Annotated in this window: 12 protein-coding genes; 6 read left to right on the top strand and 6 right to left on the bottom strand. The window is 63.3% G+C overall.

The window, feature by feature from the left end; genetic code table 11:
* Positions 1-215: 215 nt before the first annotated feature.
* The 3 genes from IPV69_RS23255 to IPV69_RS23245 all read left to right on the top strand — a co-directional run bounded on the left by IPV69_RS23255 (position 216) and on the right by IPV69_RS23245 (position 1,634).
* Positions 216-890, top strand: coding sequence for a GYF domain-containing protein (locus IPV69_RS23255; RefSeq protein ID WP_206292121.1), 675 nt, complete (start codon positions 216-218; stop codon positions 888-890).
* 155 nt (positions 891-1,045) lie between these two features.
* Positions 1,046-1,378 carry a hypothetical protein gene (locus tag IPV69_RS23250; protein WP_206292120.1) on the top strand — a complete coding sequence of 111 codons (333 nt, stop codon included), beginning with the start codon at positions 1,046-1,048 and terminating at the stop codon, positions 1,376-1,378.
* Between the two features lie 22 nt (positions 1,379-1,400).
* Positions 1,401-1,634, top strand: a complete 234-nt coding sequence (locus IPV69_RS23245) for an FmdB family zinc ribbon protein (protein WP_206292119.1) — start codon at positions 1,401-1,403, stop codon at positions 1,632-1,634.
* 296 nt (positions 1,635-1,930) lie between these two features.
* Here the strand turns inward: IPV69_RS23245 and IPV69_RS27745 are convergent, their stop codons facing one another.
* Together IPV69_RS27745 and IPV69_RS23235 are read right to left on the bottom strand one after the other, a co-directional pair.
* Positions 1,931-3,334, bottom strand: a complete 1,404-nt coding sequence (locus IPV69_RS27745) for a flagellin N-terminal helical domain-containing protein (protein ID WP_206292118.1) — start codon at positions 3,332-3,334, stop codon at positions 1,931-1,933.
* A gap of 642 nt (positions 3,335-3,976) precedes the next feature.
* Positions 3,977-5,407, bottom strand: a complete 1,431-nt coding sequence (locus IPV69_RS23235) for a class II fumarate hydratase (RefSeq protein ID WP_206292117.1) — start codon at positions 5,405-5,407, stop codon at positions 3,977-3,979.
* Positions 5,408-5,586: 179 nt separating this feature from the next.
* Here IPV69_RS23235 and IPV69_RS23230 point away from each other — a divergent pair, with 179 nt between their 5' ends.
* The gene (locus IPV69_RS23230) at positions 5,587-7,194 is read left to right on the top strand and encodes a S10 family peptidase (RefSeq protein WP_206292116.1); all 1,608 of its coding nucleotides are present in this window, start codon (positions 5,587-5,589) and stop codon (positions 7,192-7,194) included.
* Positions 7,195-7,226: 32 nt separating this feature from the next.
* Here IPV69_RS23230 and IPV69_RS23225 read toward each other — a convergent pair whose 3' ends face one another.
* Both IPV69_RS23225 and IPV69_RS23220 read right to left on the bottom strand, forming a co-directional pair.
* A complete protein-coding gene (locus IPV69_RS23225; protein WP_206292115.1) occupies positions 7,227-8,087 on the bottom strand; it encodes a hypothetical protein in 861 nt (286 codons plus the stop codon).
* A 204-nt stretch (positions 8,088-8,291) separates the two neighbouring features.
* The gene (locus IPV69_RS23220) at positions 8,292-8,594 is read right to left on the bottom strand and encodes a hypothetical protein (RefSeq protein ID WP_206292114.1); all 303 of its coding nucleotides are present in this window, start codon (positions 8,592-8,594) and stop codon (positions 8,292-8,294) included.
* Positions 8,595-8,816: 222 nt separating this feature from the next.
* Here IPV69_RS23220 and IPV69_RS23215 point away from each other — a divergent pair, with 222 nt between their 5' ends.
* Positions 8,817-10,130 carry an acetylxylan esterase gene (locus IPV69_RS23215; RefSeq protein WP_241180031.1) on the top strand — a complete coding sequence of 438 codons (1,314 nt, stop codon included), beginning with the start codon at positions 8,817-8,819 and terminating at the stop codon, positions 10,128-10,130.
* 167 nt (positions 10,131-10,297) lie between these two features.
* Here the strand turns inward: IPV69_RS23215 and IPV69_RS23210 are convergent, their stop codons facing one another.
* The gene (locus IPV69_RS23210) at positions 10,298-11,344 is read right to left on the bottom strand and encodes a TIM barrel protein (RefSeq protein ID WP_206292112.1); all 1,047 of its coding nucleotides are present in this window, start codon (positions 11,342-11,344) and stop codon (positions 10,298-10,300) included.
* Between the two features lie 140 nt (positions 11,345-11,484).
* On the opposite strand from IPV69_RS23210, the gene IPV69_RS23205 reads away from it, so the two are divergent.
* Entirely contained in the window at positions 11,485-11,880 is a 396-nt protein-coding gene (locus IPV69_RS23205) for a hypothetical protein (protein ID WP_206292111.1), read from the top strand.
* Positions 11,881-11,958: 78 nt separating this feature from the next.
* Here the strand turns inward: IPV69_RS23205 and IPV69_RS23200 are convergent, their stop codons facing one another.
* The gene (locus IPV69_RS23200) at positions 11,959-13,215 is read right to left on the bottom strand and encodes a hypothetical protein (protein ID WP_206292110.1); all 1,257 of its coding nucleotides are present in this window, start codon (positions 13,213-13,215) and stop codon (positions 11,959-11,961) included.
* Positions 13,216-13,420 lie beyond the last annotated feature (205 nt).

Genomic DNA, 13,420 nt, shown 5'->3' with positions numbered 1-13,420 from the left:
TCTCTGAAATCTGCGCAATCTGCGGAATCTGCGGTTCCTAAATGCATTTTCGGAGCAGGCACGGAGGCGCGGAGGGGTTCGAACCGACCGAGGATGTTCTCGAGCTCAGTGGGCTGGTTTTCAAGCGAGTCGATTGTCATTGCGTTCGCCCTGATCAGTGTCATCACGAGTGATGCGCATAGACCTCAAGCGACCCTCCGTGTCTGCGAGCCTCCGTGGTGCTCGTCTGGCATGGGCAAGCGTCCGACATTGACAGCACTACCGGCGACGCCATCATGGGGCTAGGGAGTTCGGGGATTTGCCAGGGAACTCGCCTGAGGAAGGGACCGATGTCATCCAATGCATCCGATGTCTGGTATTACGCCGCTAACGGGCAGCAGGTGGGGCCGGTGACGTCGTCGGTCCTGCGGCAGATGCTCGCTGCCGGACACTTGACGCTCGACGATCAGGTCTGGCGGGAAGGCTTTCCCGACTGGCAGGCAATCTCGACCCTGCCGGAGTTTGCATCACCGGTGCCGCCCGTTCCCCAGGGGTACGAGGTGCCGGCCGGGGCTTCTCAGCCCCAGTATCCGACGGCCAACGTGCTGGAGTACCAACAACCCTATCAGCCGCAGGTGTCGTATGATCCGACATCGCATTATTCGAACAAGTTCATCCGCAACCGCTACAGCGACGCGGCCAACACGGCGATGGTGCTGTCGATCATCGGGATTTTCTGCTTCCGCATCGTCCTCGGGCCGGTTTCGCTGGTCATGGGGATCTGGTCGCTGGTCGGCCTGTGCAGGCTCGGCATTCAGAAAGGCCGGGGGATGGCGATTGCGGCGATTGCCATCGGAGGCTTGTCGACGGTTCTTGTGATCCTTGCATTCGCCGCGATTGCCGTGATGTGAGTGGAGATCGCGTTTCAGTCGGTTCGCGTTGACGATTCTTTGGAGCACCATCCGTATGCCCGTTTACGAGCATACGGGGCGGTGTATTGGTAGTATCGAGCGGCTTATTCCGCTCGGCTTTCGATGGAAACAACTGCGCTCTCGACGGAGGGACAATGGGAGCAGACGCCTTCTATGTTTACTACGGGGTAAGGTATGAAGTGGCCTCGGACGAGGAGGCGGAACGCTTGGAAATGAGGCAGGACGCGCGAGTTGCTGCCGCACGCAAGGTGAAGCTGAAGTTCGCGTTCGGTCGCCTCACGGACGGCGAACCCTACTTCCTTTTGATCGGGCACGAGATTGGCCGATTCGGCGCCCAAGATGCGAGCGAGGCGGTTCTGAGTGACGATCAATTGCGTGGCATCTTTGAGGAGACGAAGCGAAAGTTAGCCGACGCTGGCTTTCGGGATGTGCCGCGACTTGTCTTTCAACTCTGCGGTCAATACTGAGACCAAAGAACGAGGAGTAGAAGTGCCCGTTTACGAATACACCTGCGAAAAATGTAACAATCGGTTCGACGAACTCGTGAGATCGATGGCGACCGAGGCCAAGCCGGCCTGCCCGGCTTGCGGGTCGCCGAAGACGAATAAGGTGCTCAGCGTCTTCGCCGTCGGCGGTGAAGGGGCGGCCAAGTCGTCGTCCGGCGGCGGCGATGACCCCATGTGCGGCCGCTGCGGCGGAGCACCGGGGTCGTGTCAGATGTGAGGAGAAGTAAGCAGTACGCAGTAGGCAGTAGGCAGTAGGCAGAAAAGAGAAAGACCCAGTCCCTGGCCGGTTTCGTCGTCTCTTCACTGCCTACTGCCTACTGAAATAAAGAAAGGGCGGACACTTCTCAGTGCCGCCCTTTCGGGGATTACGCTGCTCTCGCGGGGGCGTACCCCTGTATCACCAGGGTGTGCCGGCCTTGGGTGGCGGCGACGTGTCGCCGGTATCCTCGATCGGGCACTACCCGGGTTGTGATTCTTCAGCCGGCCCGTCCTGCGGCCGCCATAACGCCGGGATCAACCCAGCAGCGACAGCACGTTCTGCGGGCTGGCGTTCGCCTGGGCGAGTACCGATGTGTTGGCCTGCACAAGGATCTGCGCCCGCGTCAGCGACGCGGTTTCGGCGGCGAAGTCGGCGTCACGGATCTGGCTCTGGGCGGCGGTCACGTTTTCCAACGCCACGTTCAGGCTGTTCACGTTCGTTTCGACGACGTTCTTCTGGAACGCGCCCAGCCGGCCGCGAATCTCGGCGACCTGCTTGATCGACGCGTCCAGAATCTTCTGTGCCTGGATCGTGTTCCCGCCGACCAGCGAATTGGCACCGTCGCTCGCCAGGCTGGACAGGTAACCGACCGTCGCGTTGCCGAGCTTGGTCGTCGCAACGGAGCTGATGCCGATGTTGACCTGGCCCTGGCGTTCGACACGCTCGCCGAGCTGGAACTTTGCCCCGCCGCCGGTGATGTTGAAGCTCGTGATGCCCGTCGCGGTGTTCTGGGCGAACGCCGCGTCGAGGTCAAGCGTGATGTCCAGGTCGCCGGTGCGGACCGTGGCGACCTTGCCCTCGACGCTGGCGGCCGAGCCGTTGATGGTGACGGCGGCGTCGGCACCGAAGTCCTTGCCGGTCGTGAAGGTACCGGTGATGGTCTTGACCGATACGAACTGCGTGCTGCCGTACGCGGTGGAGTAGATCTCCAGGTCGCCGGCGACGACCGACGCCGACACGCCGGTCGATTCCTTGAGCTGGTTGATCGCAAACGAGATGGCGCTGTTCTGTGCGCTGGCGGCGAAGCTGAGCTGCTCGGTGCCGATGTTGCCGGCGATCTCGATCGTGGTCGGTGAGCCGCCAATGCCCGATGCGGTGTAGGTGATCTTGCCGAGCTGGGCGCTGGCAGTCACCTGCACGGCAACGGTGATCGCTCCGTTGTCGGGGATCTTGGCCGCGTTGACGGTGGCGATGTCGATGTCAGCCGACACCACGCCGCTGAGCGTGTAATCGAGCCCGCCGTTCAGCAGCTTCACGCCGTTGAACTGCGTGGTGTTGCTGATGCGGTTGACGCTGTTGAGGATGGCATCGACCTGTAGCTGGTTGGCGGCGATTTCCTGCGGCGAAAGCGCCCCGCTGTTGGCGGCCTGGTTGGTCAGGCTCTGGACTTCCAGCAGCAGGCTGGAGACCTCGCTCAGGCTGCCTTCGGCGGTGTTGATGACGTTGTTGGCACGCTGGCTGTTGTCGACGGCCTGCGTGATGCCGGCGATTTCGCTGCGGAGCGTTTCGCTGGCGATCAGGCCTGCCGGGGCGTCCTTGCCCGCGTTGATCTTCAAGCCGGTGCTCAAACGCTGCAGCCGCGTCGAGAGGTCGGCCTGGTTGTAGTTCAGGCGGTGCTGGGCCTGAAGCGCGCCAATGTTCGTATTAATCCGGCTCAAGAGATCCTCCGTGACACAAATGCGGCGATTGTAGCAATCGCCATGGAATCGGACCGGCCGGTATCCTTACCGGCAGGCCCCTGGGGCGACAGAACACGATGGACAGCGTCGACGTGTCGAAGGTGGATTCGGAAGTGACGCGAAAAATGAACCGGGAGAGCCGGTGCCGGGTGGCGACCGGGCAACGGCTGGTCATTGTCGCGCTACAGGGGGATGCTCCTGGCGGGGCAAACCTCCTTGTCGTGGTCCTGGCTGTCACGCGGTCCGTGGGCCGCGGACGATCAGGACGCCGAATCCGTTCGGCTCGCCCGAGTCGCTGTCCGGTTGATTCCCGTCCAACGCCGCTCGTGCGTTCGTCAAGAGTGTTTTCGGACGGAAACCCGCGCAAACTTGAGCACGTCCGAGAGCAAGTTCTGCGCCGCCCCAGTGGCCGATAATAACGGTTCCGGGGCGATTCGGCGGGGGTCGGAGGTCGTTTCGGGCGGCAGGGCGCAGGATTTGCGCATCATCGCGGTCGGTGTGTTTTCGCGGAAATGCGAACGCCGAACGTCGAACTTCCAACGCCGAACGTCGAATCACGGGGAGACAATGGCGCCCGGATTCGACGTTCGACGTTCGGTGTTCGGTGTTCCCCCCGCTCCTTCAACCCCCGCCGCTGCCCACCATGTCCGCCTGCGGTTCGGTCATCCGCCGGGCGTCCAGCACCTTGTTCAGTTCCGCGTCGCTCATCAGCTTCCGCTCTGCCGCGACCTGGCGGACCGTCTTGCCGGTCTTGTGGCTTTCCTTGGCGATGTCGGCGGCCTTGTCATAGCCGATGACCGGGGCCAGGCTCGTGCACATCGCCAGGCTCTGCTCGACGAGGCCTTCGCAGCGGGCCTTGTCGGCTTCGATGCCGGCGGCACAGCGGTCGGCAAAGACTCGAGCGGCCTTGGCAAGCAGATCGATCGACTGCAGCAGGTTGTACGCCATCACCGGCATCATCACGTTCAGCTCGAAGGTGCTGCCGAGCCCGGAGCCGGCGAACGCGATCGTGGTGTCGTTGCCGACGACCTGCGCCGCGACCATCAGCGCCATCTCGCTCATGACGGGGTTCACCTTGCCCGGCATGATGCTGCTGCCCGGCTGCGTGCTGGGGATGTTGATCTCGCCGATACCACATCGGGGACCGCTCGACAGCCAGCGGATGTCGTTGGCAATTTTGCTCAGGCTGATCGCGATGGTCTTGAGCTGTCCCGAAGCCTCGACGACGCCGTCTTTCGAGGCCTGGGCTTCAAAGTGGTTTGCCGCTTCGACGAAGTCGATGCCGCTCTTGCGGGCGATGACGGCGATCGCCTGTTTGGCGAAGTCGGGGTGCGAATTGATGCCCGTGCCGACGGCCGTCCCGCCCAGCGGCAATTCGCGCAGCGCGTTGATCGCCTTGTGGGCCCGCATGACGCCAAGCTTTGCCTGCGCGGCGTAGCCGGAGATCTCCTGACCCAGGCGGATGGGGGTGGCGTCCTGAAGGTGCGTTCGGCCGATCTTTACAACGTCGTCGTACTGCTTGGCCTTGGCCTCCAGCACCTTCTGAAGGTGTTCCAGCGCCGGCACGAGCGATTCGTTGATCGCGACGGCGGCCGACACGTGGATCGCCGTCGGGATGCTGTCGTTGGAGCTTTGCTCCATGTTCACATGGTCGTTGGGGTGGACGGGGTCCTTCCCGCCGCGTTTGCCGGTGGCGATTTCATTGGCGCGGCTGGCGATCACCTCGTTGGTGTTCATGTTCGTCGAGGTGCCGCTGCCGGTCTGGAAGATATCCACGACGAACTGCGCGTCGAGCTTGCCGGCGATCACCTCGTCGGCGGCCTGCTGGATCAGGGTCTTCCGCTTGTCATCGAGAAACCCGAGCTTGTGATTCACTTCGGCGCAGGACCATTTGATCAGGCCCATCGCGGCGATGAACCGGCGGCTGAAGCGCAGGTCGGAGATCGGAAAGTTCTCGACCGCCCGGCCGGTCTGGGCGCCGTAGTAGGCGTCGGCGGGAATCTGCATCTCGCCCATCGAGTCTTTTTCGGTGCGGAATTGGGGTGCGGACATGAGGCTCCTCAGGTGTTAGTCCGGCGGAAGACGCCGGGGTGGACATTATGAATGCGGGCGGGCGTGGGGCAAGACACGAAGCGTGCCAACGCCCACGGACAGCCGTCCGTGGGCGTTTGGACCTGCTGCTGCGGTCCGATTGCTTGACGTCCTACGGCGAAACGGGCACTCTCGACGACATGCCCGCTCGCCAGTTCACACTCCTCGCGTTGTTCTTTGCCTTATTGACGCCGCTACCGGTGCCAGAAGTTCGCGCCGAATCGCCTGCCACGAAGCCGGCGACGCAACCGGCAACCGAGGCGCGCCCCGCGGATGCCAAGCCGCCTGAGGAAAAGCGGACGGATGGGAAATCCGACAAGAACCTGTCGGTTACCGAAGGTCAGATCACCATCGCCGGCAAGCCGGTCAAGTACACCGCGACCGCCGGCACCTATCCGCTCAAGGAAGACGGCGGCAAGACCAAGGCGGATCTGTTTTTCATCGCGTACGAGAAGCACCCCCGCCCCGCCACCGCAGACGAAGCCGCCAAGCGGCCGATTACGTTTGTATTCAATGGTGGGCCCGGAGCGGCGTCGGTCTGGCTGCACCTGGGCACCGCCGGGCCGGTGCGGGTGAAACTGTCGGACAAGGGCGAAGCGCTGCCGCCGCCTTACAAGACCGTAGAGAACGAGTTCTCCTGGCTCGCCGCGACCGACATGGTGTTTATCGATCCCGTCGGCACCGGCTACAGCCGGGCGGCGGCGGGCGAGGACGGCAAGCAGTTCTACGGCGTGGAGGAAGACCTGCGATGGGTCGCGGAGTTCATCCGGCTCTACACCACCCGCAATCTCCGCTGGCCGAGCCCCAAGTTCCTCGCCGGGGAGAGCTACGGCACCACCCGCGCCGCCGGCCTGAGCAACCACCTGCTGCAGCGCCAGGGTATTGCCCTCAACGGCGTGATCCTGATCTCGACGGTGCTCAACTTCCAGACACTCTCGTTCGGCAACGGCAACGACCTGCCGTACATGCTCTTCCTGCCGACCTATACAGCGACCGCCCACTACCATGGCAAGCTGCCGGAGGATCTGCAGAAGGATTTGAAGGCGGCGTTGAAGGAGTCGGAGGCGTTCGCGGTCGGGCCTTATGCGAGCATCCTGGCGCGAGGGGCCTCGGCGACTGCCGACGAGCGCACCGAAGCGGTGAAGAAGCTCGCCCGTCTCACCGGATTGTCGGAAAGTGTCGTTCGCAAGGCAGACCTGCGCATCGACTCGGATCTGTTCCGCAAGTCACTGCTGCTGGACGAGCAGAAGGTCGTCGGGCGGTTTGATTCCCGCCTGACGGGGTACGATCCTGACTCCCTCGAACGCGGTTCCGATCACGACCCGAGCTTCAACCAGTTTTTCGCGGCGTACGCCGGGGCTTTTAACGACTACGCCCGACGGACGCTCAAGTACGAGTCCGATCTGCAGTACGACGTGCTGACCGGTCGCGTGCAGCCCTGGAACTTCGGCCGGGCCGGCAACGGCTACCTGAATGTCGCGGACGATCTGGAACGGGCGATGCGGCTGAGCCCCCACACAAAGTTGATGGTCGCCAGCGGTCATTACGACCTGGCGACGCCTTACCTGGGCGCGGCCTACACACTACGGCAGATGAAGCTGAGCGAGTCGCTGCGAAAGAACATCACCGAGACGTTCTACCCCGGTGGACACATGCTGTATCACGAGGCGAGCGGCTTGAAGCAGTTGCAGGCGGACGTGACGAAGTTCATCGAAGCGGCGACCGGCACCGGTGCGACGCACGAATAGTGCGACGTTCCACCCGGCACGCGAGATGTCGGCTACCGTTGGAACGCCGAGTGTCGCCGAGCGCGTGAGATCGAGGGAAACGCGCCGCGGTTGAGCTTCTTTTTTCGCGCGAATGCGGCCATCAGGAGTCCGACACCGCCTGCCCAGACGGCCGGTGGAAGCGGGATCGCCGTCGGGGGGTGAACGACACCGCCGCCGCCCCCATTGTTACCCCCGCCGCCGCCACCACCAGGTGTGCCTCCGTTGTCACCGCCCCCATTGCCTCCACCGCCGTTGCCACCGCCGCCCGGCTGATCGGTCCCGCCGCCGTTGGTGCCATCGCCGGGGATGGTGTTGACGTTCATGACCGTCAACGTGGAAAAATCGATGCTGATGGCGTTGCCCGGATATCCGGGTCCGCGTCGGAAGGCTTTGACGAGGATTTCCACTTCGCCGTCTTCCAGCAGCGCCGCCGGCACCGGCACCGACACCACGCTGGCCGACGACCGGAAAAGGGGTGACGACACGCCTGCGAAGGGGGCGTTGGGTTGTTCGATGCCGTCGAGGAACAGTTTGACGGTGGGTTTGGAGTCCGGAGGGGAATCCAGGCCAATCAGGCCCAACGTCAGGCTGCCGTCGCCGGTGGTTTCCTTGGGGAGCTGGTAGGTGAATCGGATGCGGCCGAAGGCGGATCGGCGGTCGTCGCCGAAGACCGAGCCGTCGAAAGGAGCCGCTTCATTGGCGCCGGCCAGTACGGCGTCGGTGACCAGTATCGGGCCTGCGCCGGACGCGAAGTCCTGCTCCCCCTGCCGGTAGGTGACGATGCCGGCCCAGGCGGGCGCGGCCAGCATTGCCGTCGCAAGGCAGCCGGCGATCGATCGAATGGCGAGGTGGGTTTTACGAAACGGTCGCATGCGTCGGGCTCCGATGTCCATCGCGGCGTGACGCCAGCGGTTCCCCCGGAACCGGTGCGGCTGACAAGCCGCGTTGCATCACGCCACTGTTATCGGAGCGGACCATGCAAAAAGACCGCCGGCGAACGTTATCGGACTTCCGAACCCGCAGGTGCCGATAATGTCGCCGTTCTCTGCCCTGAATCAGGGTGATCAGGGCGATTCCTACTGCTTCATCGACATCGCCTTCTTCTTGATCGCCTCCCCTTCGGCGATCTTGGCGTCCCCCTGGCGGGCCAGTTCTGCCCCGTCTTTGCCTTCGGCTTGCAGTTTCTTGGCCTGATCCTTGAGGTCTTCGCCTTCGTTGATGAGCTTGTCGCCGCTGTTGAGCATCTCAAGCTTGCCCGGCGGAAGCATCTCTTCCTTGGCCGTTGTGTTGCCGGATTGGCATCCGATCACCGAGACGGCGATCATCGCGGCCAGCGCGGTTCGGCTGAGAGAAGCAAGACAACGACCGAAACGGGACATAGCAGGCTCCTTGCGAGGACAGGATTCGACGGGCGTTTGCCGCCCGGGCCGAAGGTTCTAGCACACGTTTGGTGGGAGTGGAAGCAAAACCGTGCCCACACTGTTGAGTGGCACCCGATGCCGCGTTACCCGGACGGCGAGCCTGTCTTATTGAGAAAGTCTTCGATCATCCAGGGGGCACCCGTGTAGCATTCCCCTACCTTTCGGAGGATTCTCGTGAATATGCTCAAACGCGTTCATTGGCTTGCGCTACTCGTTCTGCTCGGGTCGTCGTCGGTCGGTTTCGCTCAAACACTCACCGCGACCCCAGTAAAGCCGTCTGGCGTCTATGCGCCGGGTGAGGCGATCGAGTGGCGCGTCGAAGCCAAAGGCAATGCGGCGACGACCGCGCCCGCAACCGTCAACTACCACATCAAGAAGGGCGGACTGACCGTCATCAAGCAGGGCAAGCTGGAGTTGAAGGAAGGCGTCGCAACGCTGTCGGCGACGCTCGACGAGCCGGGAAACCTGCTAGTCGAGTTCACGCTGCCCGGCGTCATGGGGCCCGACAAGAAGCCGATCCGGGCGCTTGCCGGTGCCATTGTCGCGCCCGACAAAATCCAGCCTTCGGCCCCGACGCCGGAGGATTTCGACAGCTTCTGGGCGGGTCAAATCAAGGCGATGTCGGCGATCCCGGCGAACCCGAAACTGGAGGCTGCCGCCGCCAAGGCGACGAAAGATGGCCGACCGCCGTTCGAGTACTTCAAGCTGACGATGGACAGCATCAACGGCACGCATCTGTACGGGCAGCTTGCCCGGCCGAAGAAGGCGGGCAGGTTTCCCGCGCTGCTGCTGGTGCAGTACGCCGGCGTATACGGACTGCCGAGTTCAAACGTGGTCCGCCGGGCGGAAGATGGCTGGCTTTGCCTGAACATCATGGCTCACGACCTGCCCTTTGATAAAGACGAGGCGTTCTACAAGGAACAGTCGAACGGTCCGCTGAAAGACTACGTCCGCATCGGCAATGAAGACCGGCTGACGAGCTACTTCCTGCGGATGTACCTCAACTGCTATCGCGCCGCCGAATACCTGGCCGCCCGCGAAGACTGGGACGGCAAGACGCTGGTCGTCATGGGCACCAGCCAGGGCGGCGGGCAGTCGTTCGCCGCCGCCGGCCTGCACCCGAAGGTGACGGCGATGCTCGCCAACGTCCCCGCCGGCTGCGACCTGACCGGCGACCAGGCCGGCCGTGCCCCCGGCTGGCCGAACTGGCCGGGGCAGTCCTGGGGCCGCGACAAGGCGAAGGTCGTCGCGGCGAGCCGATACTTCTGTGCGACGAACTTCGCCAGGAACATCAAGTGCCCGGTGATGGTGTCGGCCGGCCTGATCGACGAAACCTGCCCGCCGGCCGGAATCGCAGCCAGTGTGAACGCGACACAGGGAAAGAAGGAGCTGATCGTGCTGCCGCTTTCGAACCACCATGGGACGGGGAACGCGCAGGCGGCCTTCTACGTTAAGAGCGAGAAGTGGTTGTGGGAGCTGCTGAACGGGAAGTGATTCTGGTTGATCTCGAAGTCGCCGACCTCAAGACGTAGGGTCCGCCTTGGCGGACCGTTTGTGTTCGCGTCCGCCAAGGCGGACCCTACAGAAGCAGTTGCCTCAACGACAAGAGCCCTGCGACATCGTCGCAGGGCTCTTGTCACGTCATAGTCGGTGTTGCCGCATCACTTGCCCATCAAGTTCTTCACAATGAAGAGCTCCAGCCCCTCGTAATCCCGTGCATCGACATACCCCTGCCACGTCTTGCGGTCGATCGAGTGCACCAGGTCGACCAGCATCAGGAAGATCTCCTTCGAGTGCTTCAGGTGCAGGTGGGCCTTGTCGAACGGCTGGGTGCGCATCGCCTTGACGTCCAGGCCGACGACTTCGCCTTGCTTGCCGTAGCCGTGCCTTACGAGCGTATCGACCTGGTTGAAGGCGCGACGCAGATCGACGCTGCCGAAGGTCTTGTCCTGGTCGTACTTCAGGCCGTTCTGGTCGTTCAGGTGAACGCCCCAGAGCTTCTGGTGGAACAGGGCGTACGCGAACTCGTCACTCGGATCCATGCCGGCCAGGATCGCGTGGGCGCTTTCGATCAGCACGCCTACGCGGCTGGGATCACGCGTCTTGTACGCCAGTGCCAGGAAGTGGCCCGTCGTCGGCAGGTACATCAGGTCCATCGGCTCATTCGGCTTCATCTCGCCGAGGATGCGGATCTTCTTGTCGTAATCGAGCATTGCGTCAACGAACTCCAGCATTCGGCTGAAGCTGGTGACGGCGTCTTTGCTTTCGCGGATGTAGGTGCCTTCGCGCGCCGGCCACCAGACGAATCGCTCGCTGCCGAGGATGCGGCCGACGTCGATCGACCGGCGACCGCGTTCCAAGGCCCATTTGCGGTCGGCGGCGCTGTTGCTTGTGACCGGGCCGTCCACGCCATGGGCGTCTTCCCAGTGCCGTGGGGCGAAGATCTCGGCCTTGAGGCCATGGTCGTCCAGAAGCTTCTTGATCTCCTTGGCCTTGGCCTCGCGCTGGCTGGGGGTGAAGCTGTCGGGCACGGCGTCGTCATCGTGGAACTGGACGTACTCAAAGCCGAGGTCTTTGAATATCTTCAGCTTCGCCGCGAAGTCGCGGTCGTCGCGAACCGTCGGGCCGAAGGGATCTGCGCCGGTGTGCAGGTTCCAGGGGCCGGCGGAAAACTTGAAGTCGCTCTTGGTGCTCCAGGTCGCGGACATGATGCGGTTCCTCCTCGCGGGTTTTCGATCGAAGGCACGGAGGTTACGACGGGCCAGTGGGGAGTCAAGCGACGCCGAGCCATCCGCGTTCCCCGCCGGCGACTTGTCGCTACAATCACCCTCAGGAGCGACCGCCCGTCATGGACCCTTCCGATCAACCCGATCCCCCGCCTGCCGAGGCGACCGCCCCGCCCGCCGCAGAGCTCACCGATCGCCTGGACCACGTCGTGGACGACACCGGCGGGCGGGAAGACGCCGTCGAGTGGACCATGCGAGAACTGGTCGCCGGTCGGACGTTCGACGACGTGGCGGCGGATCTTTTGTCGCAGGGGTGGGACGCCGAGTCGGCCGAATCCATTGTCGAAGAAGCCCGTGAATCCACCCGGCGAGAGCGCGGCGTGCGGACCCGCGAAGACGTCGTCATCGGCGTGTCGCGCAAGTTCGGCAAGACCATGCGACGGGTGCGATGGCTCATCATTATCGGCGTGATCATCGTCGCGATCGCGATCTCGATGATGCTCAAAGGCGGGGAGTAAACGAAAGCTATTTCAGGGCCTGTTCTTGGGTGGGCAGTACTGCCTTGCACCTGGGGACGCGGCCGTCGGCACCTTGATTCACTTCACCGGCTGAGTCGCCGGTTTGCCGGTCAATTTCTCGCGCAGGTCCCTGGCGGCCGAGAATCGATCTCCGGTGGTGCCCTTGGGATCGTATCGGAGGTTGGTTTTTCCGGTGATCTTGACCAATTGCTGGATCGCCGCGCCGCGGATGGGCTCGTCGTCGCTGTAGAGGCAGTCGAGCAGAAATCCCTTGTCGGTTGCCAGCCGGTTCATTTCACGATCGGGGAGCTGCGCATACGGGGCAAGCGCGCGGTCGATCATCAGGTTCTTCTCGGCAGAGAAACCGGAGCGATCCAGGTGGCGAAGCACCGCTGCACCCTGTCGGTCGAGCTTGAGCAGCAGTGCAAGCGCCTTTTCACGCTGGCGGAAGTCGGAATGGTCCAGGTCGGGCAGCAGCCCGTTCACCTGTTTGCCGACGACCTCATCGGCCGGCCAGTAGTCGGCCAGCACCTGCCACGCGACGCGGGCGTCGGGGGCGAAGATCTGTTCCTGCCCCAGTTGCCGCAGAAGCGGGCGGATGTACTGCTCGACTTCATTGGGGTTGTCGCGAACAAGGGTGGGGAAGTCGGCTGCCTGGATGTTGATGTTGATCGGCTGGGTCGCCCCGCCGCCGTACTGGTTCACCCATAGTTGCACGGTACCGCCGTCGGGCAGGTCGGGACTGCGCTGCTCCATGATGCGAACCATCCAGTGGCCGTCATTCAGCTGGGTATTGCGCTCGACATGAAAGTAGCTCGGGTACGATTGCACGCTGGTGGTGGTCAGCGTGTCGGGGTTGGGCATGTCGTAGCTGAGCAGGCTGAAGGTCCGTGCGGCGGCGGCTTCATCGTTCGCCGGGGCGGGCTGGGCTCCGGGCGCCCGGGCCGCGCGAACCTGGAACGGCGAGACGTTGGACAACTGAATGTAAGTCGGACCGGAAAAGCCTTCGAGTTCCAGTCGAAACTGGCCGTTGCGTCTTTTTGTCGATTCGCCGGCAAGGCGGGCATCCCGCTCGCCCAGGGGCAGGCCGACAACGAGCGACTTGCCCTCGACGCGAATCTGGAACACGTCTTCGATCCGCCGTACCTCCAGCCGTTGCATGTTGCGGACGATGTTCTGCATCGACCGGTACTGGTCCTGGCGGTTGCGGCGCTGCTGGTCGCGCATCGCCGCCTGATCGACCTGGGCCCCGGCGAAGGATGTAACCGCCATCAGCAGCAGCATCGCCGCGATCGGCCGAAGGCAGGATCGACGAGTGGAGGGGAGGTGGCTCATCGGGAGTATTAGTGTAGTCGTCGGAGGATGTGGTGGGTAGAGAAACATGATTCGCGATAGAACGCGAGGCACCCGGCGGGGAACATCGCAATTCGCATCGGGTCGCGGTGAACGATAAGTCCCTTCAACACCGATGCGCACCCCGGCGTACTAGGTGTGCCCGCGCGGTGGGTTCGCCTGCGGGCATTCGATTCCAACAACCTTC

Source organism: Humisphaera borealis (assembly GCF_015169395.1).
Classification (GTDB): Bacteria; Planctomycetota; Phycisphaerae; order Tepidisphaerales; family Tepidisphaeraceae; genus Humisphaera; species Humisphaera borealis.
Note: the sequence above shows the minus strand (reverse complement) of the source record. Positions and strands in the feature narration are given on the sequence as shown.

Coding starts and splice junctions, on each gene's coding strand:
- IPV69_RS23215 (WP_241180031.1), top strand. CDS start 8,817: ATGCTCAAACGCGTTCATTGGCTTGCGCTACTCGTTCTGCTCGGGTCG.
- IPV69_RS23230 (WP_206292116.1), top strand. CDS start 5,587: ATGCCCGCTCGCCAGTTCACACTCCTCGCGTTGTTCTTTGCCTTATTG.
- IPV69_RS23200 (WP_206292110.1), bottom strand. CDS start 13,215: ATGAGCCACCTCCCCTCCACTCGTCGATCCTGCCTTCGGCCGATCGCG.
- IPV69_RS23205 (WP_206292111.1), top strand. CDS start 11,485: ATGGACCCTTCCGATCAACCCGATCCCCCGCCTGCCGAGGCGACCGCC.
- IPV69_RS23220 (WP_206292114.1), bottom strand. CDS start 8,594: ATGTCCCGTTTCGGTCGTTGTCTTGCTTCTCTCAGCCGAACCGCGCTG.
- IPV69_RS23235 (WP_206292117.1), bottom strand. CDS start 5,407: ATGTCCGCACCCCAATTCCGCACCGAAAAAGACTCGATGGGCGAGATG.
- IPV69_RS23250 (WP_206292120.1), top strand. CDS start 1,046: ATGGGAGCAGACGCCTTCTATGTTTACTACGGGGTAAGGTATGAAGTG.
- IPV69_RS23210 (WP_206292112.1), bottom strand. CDS start 11,344: ATGTCCGCGACCTGGAGCACCAAGAGCGACTTCAAGTTTTCCGCCGGC.
- IPV69_RS23225 (WP_206292115.1), bottom strand. CDS start 8,087: ATGCGACCGTTTCGTAAAACCCACCTCGCCATTCGATCGATCGCCGGC.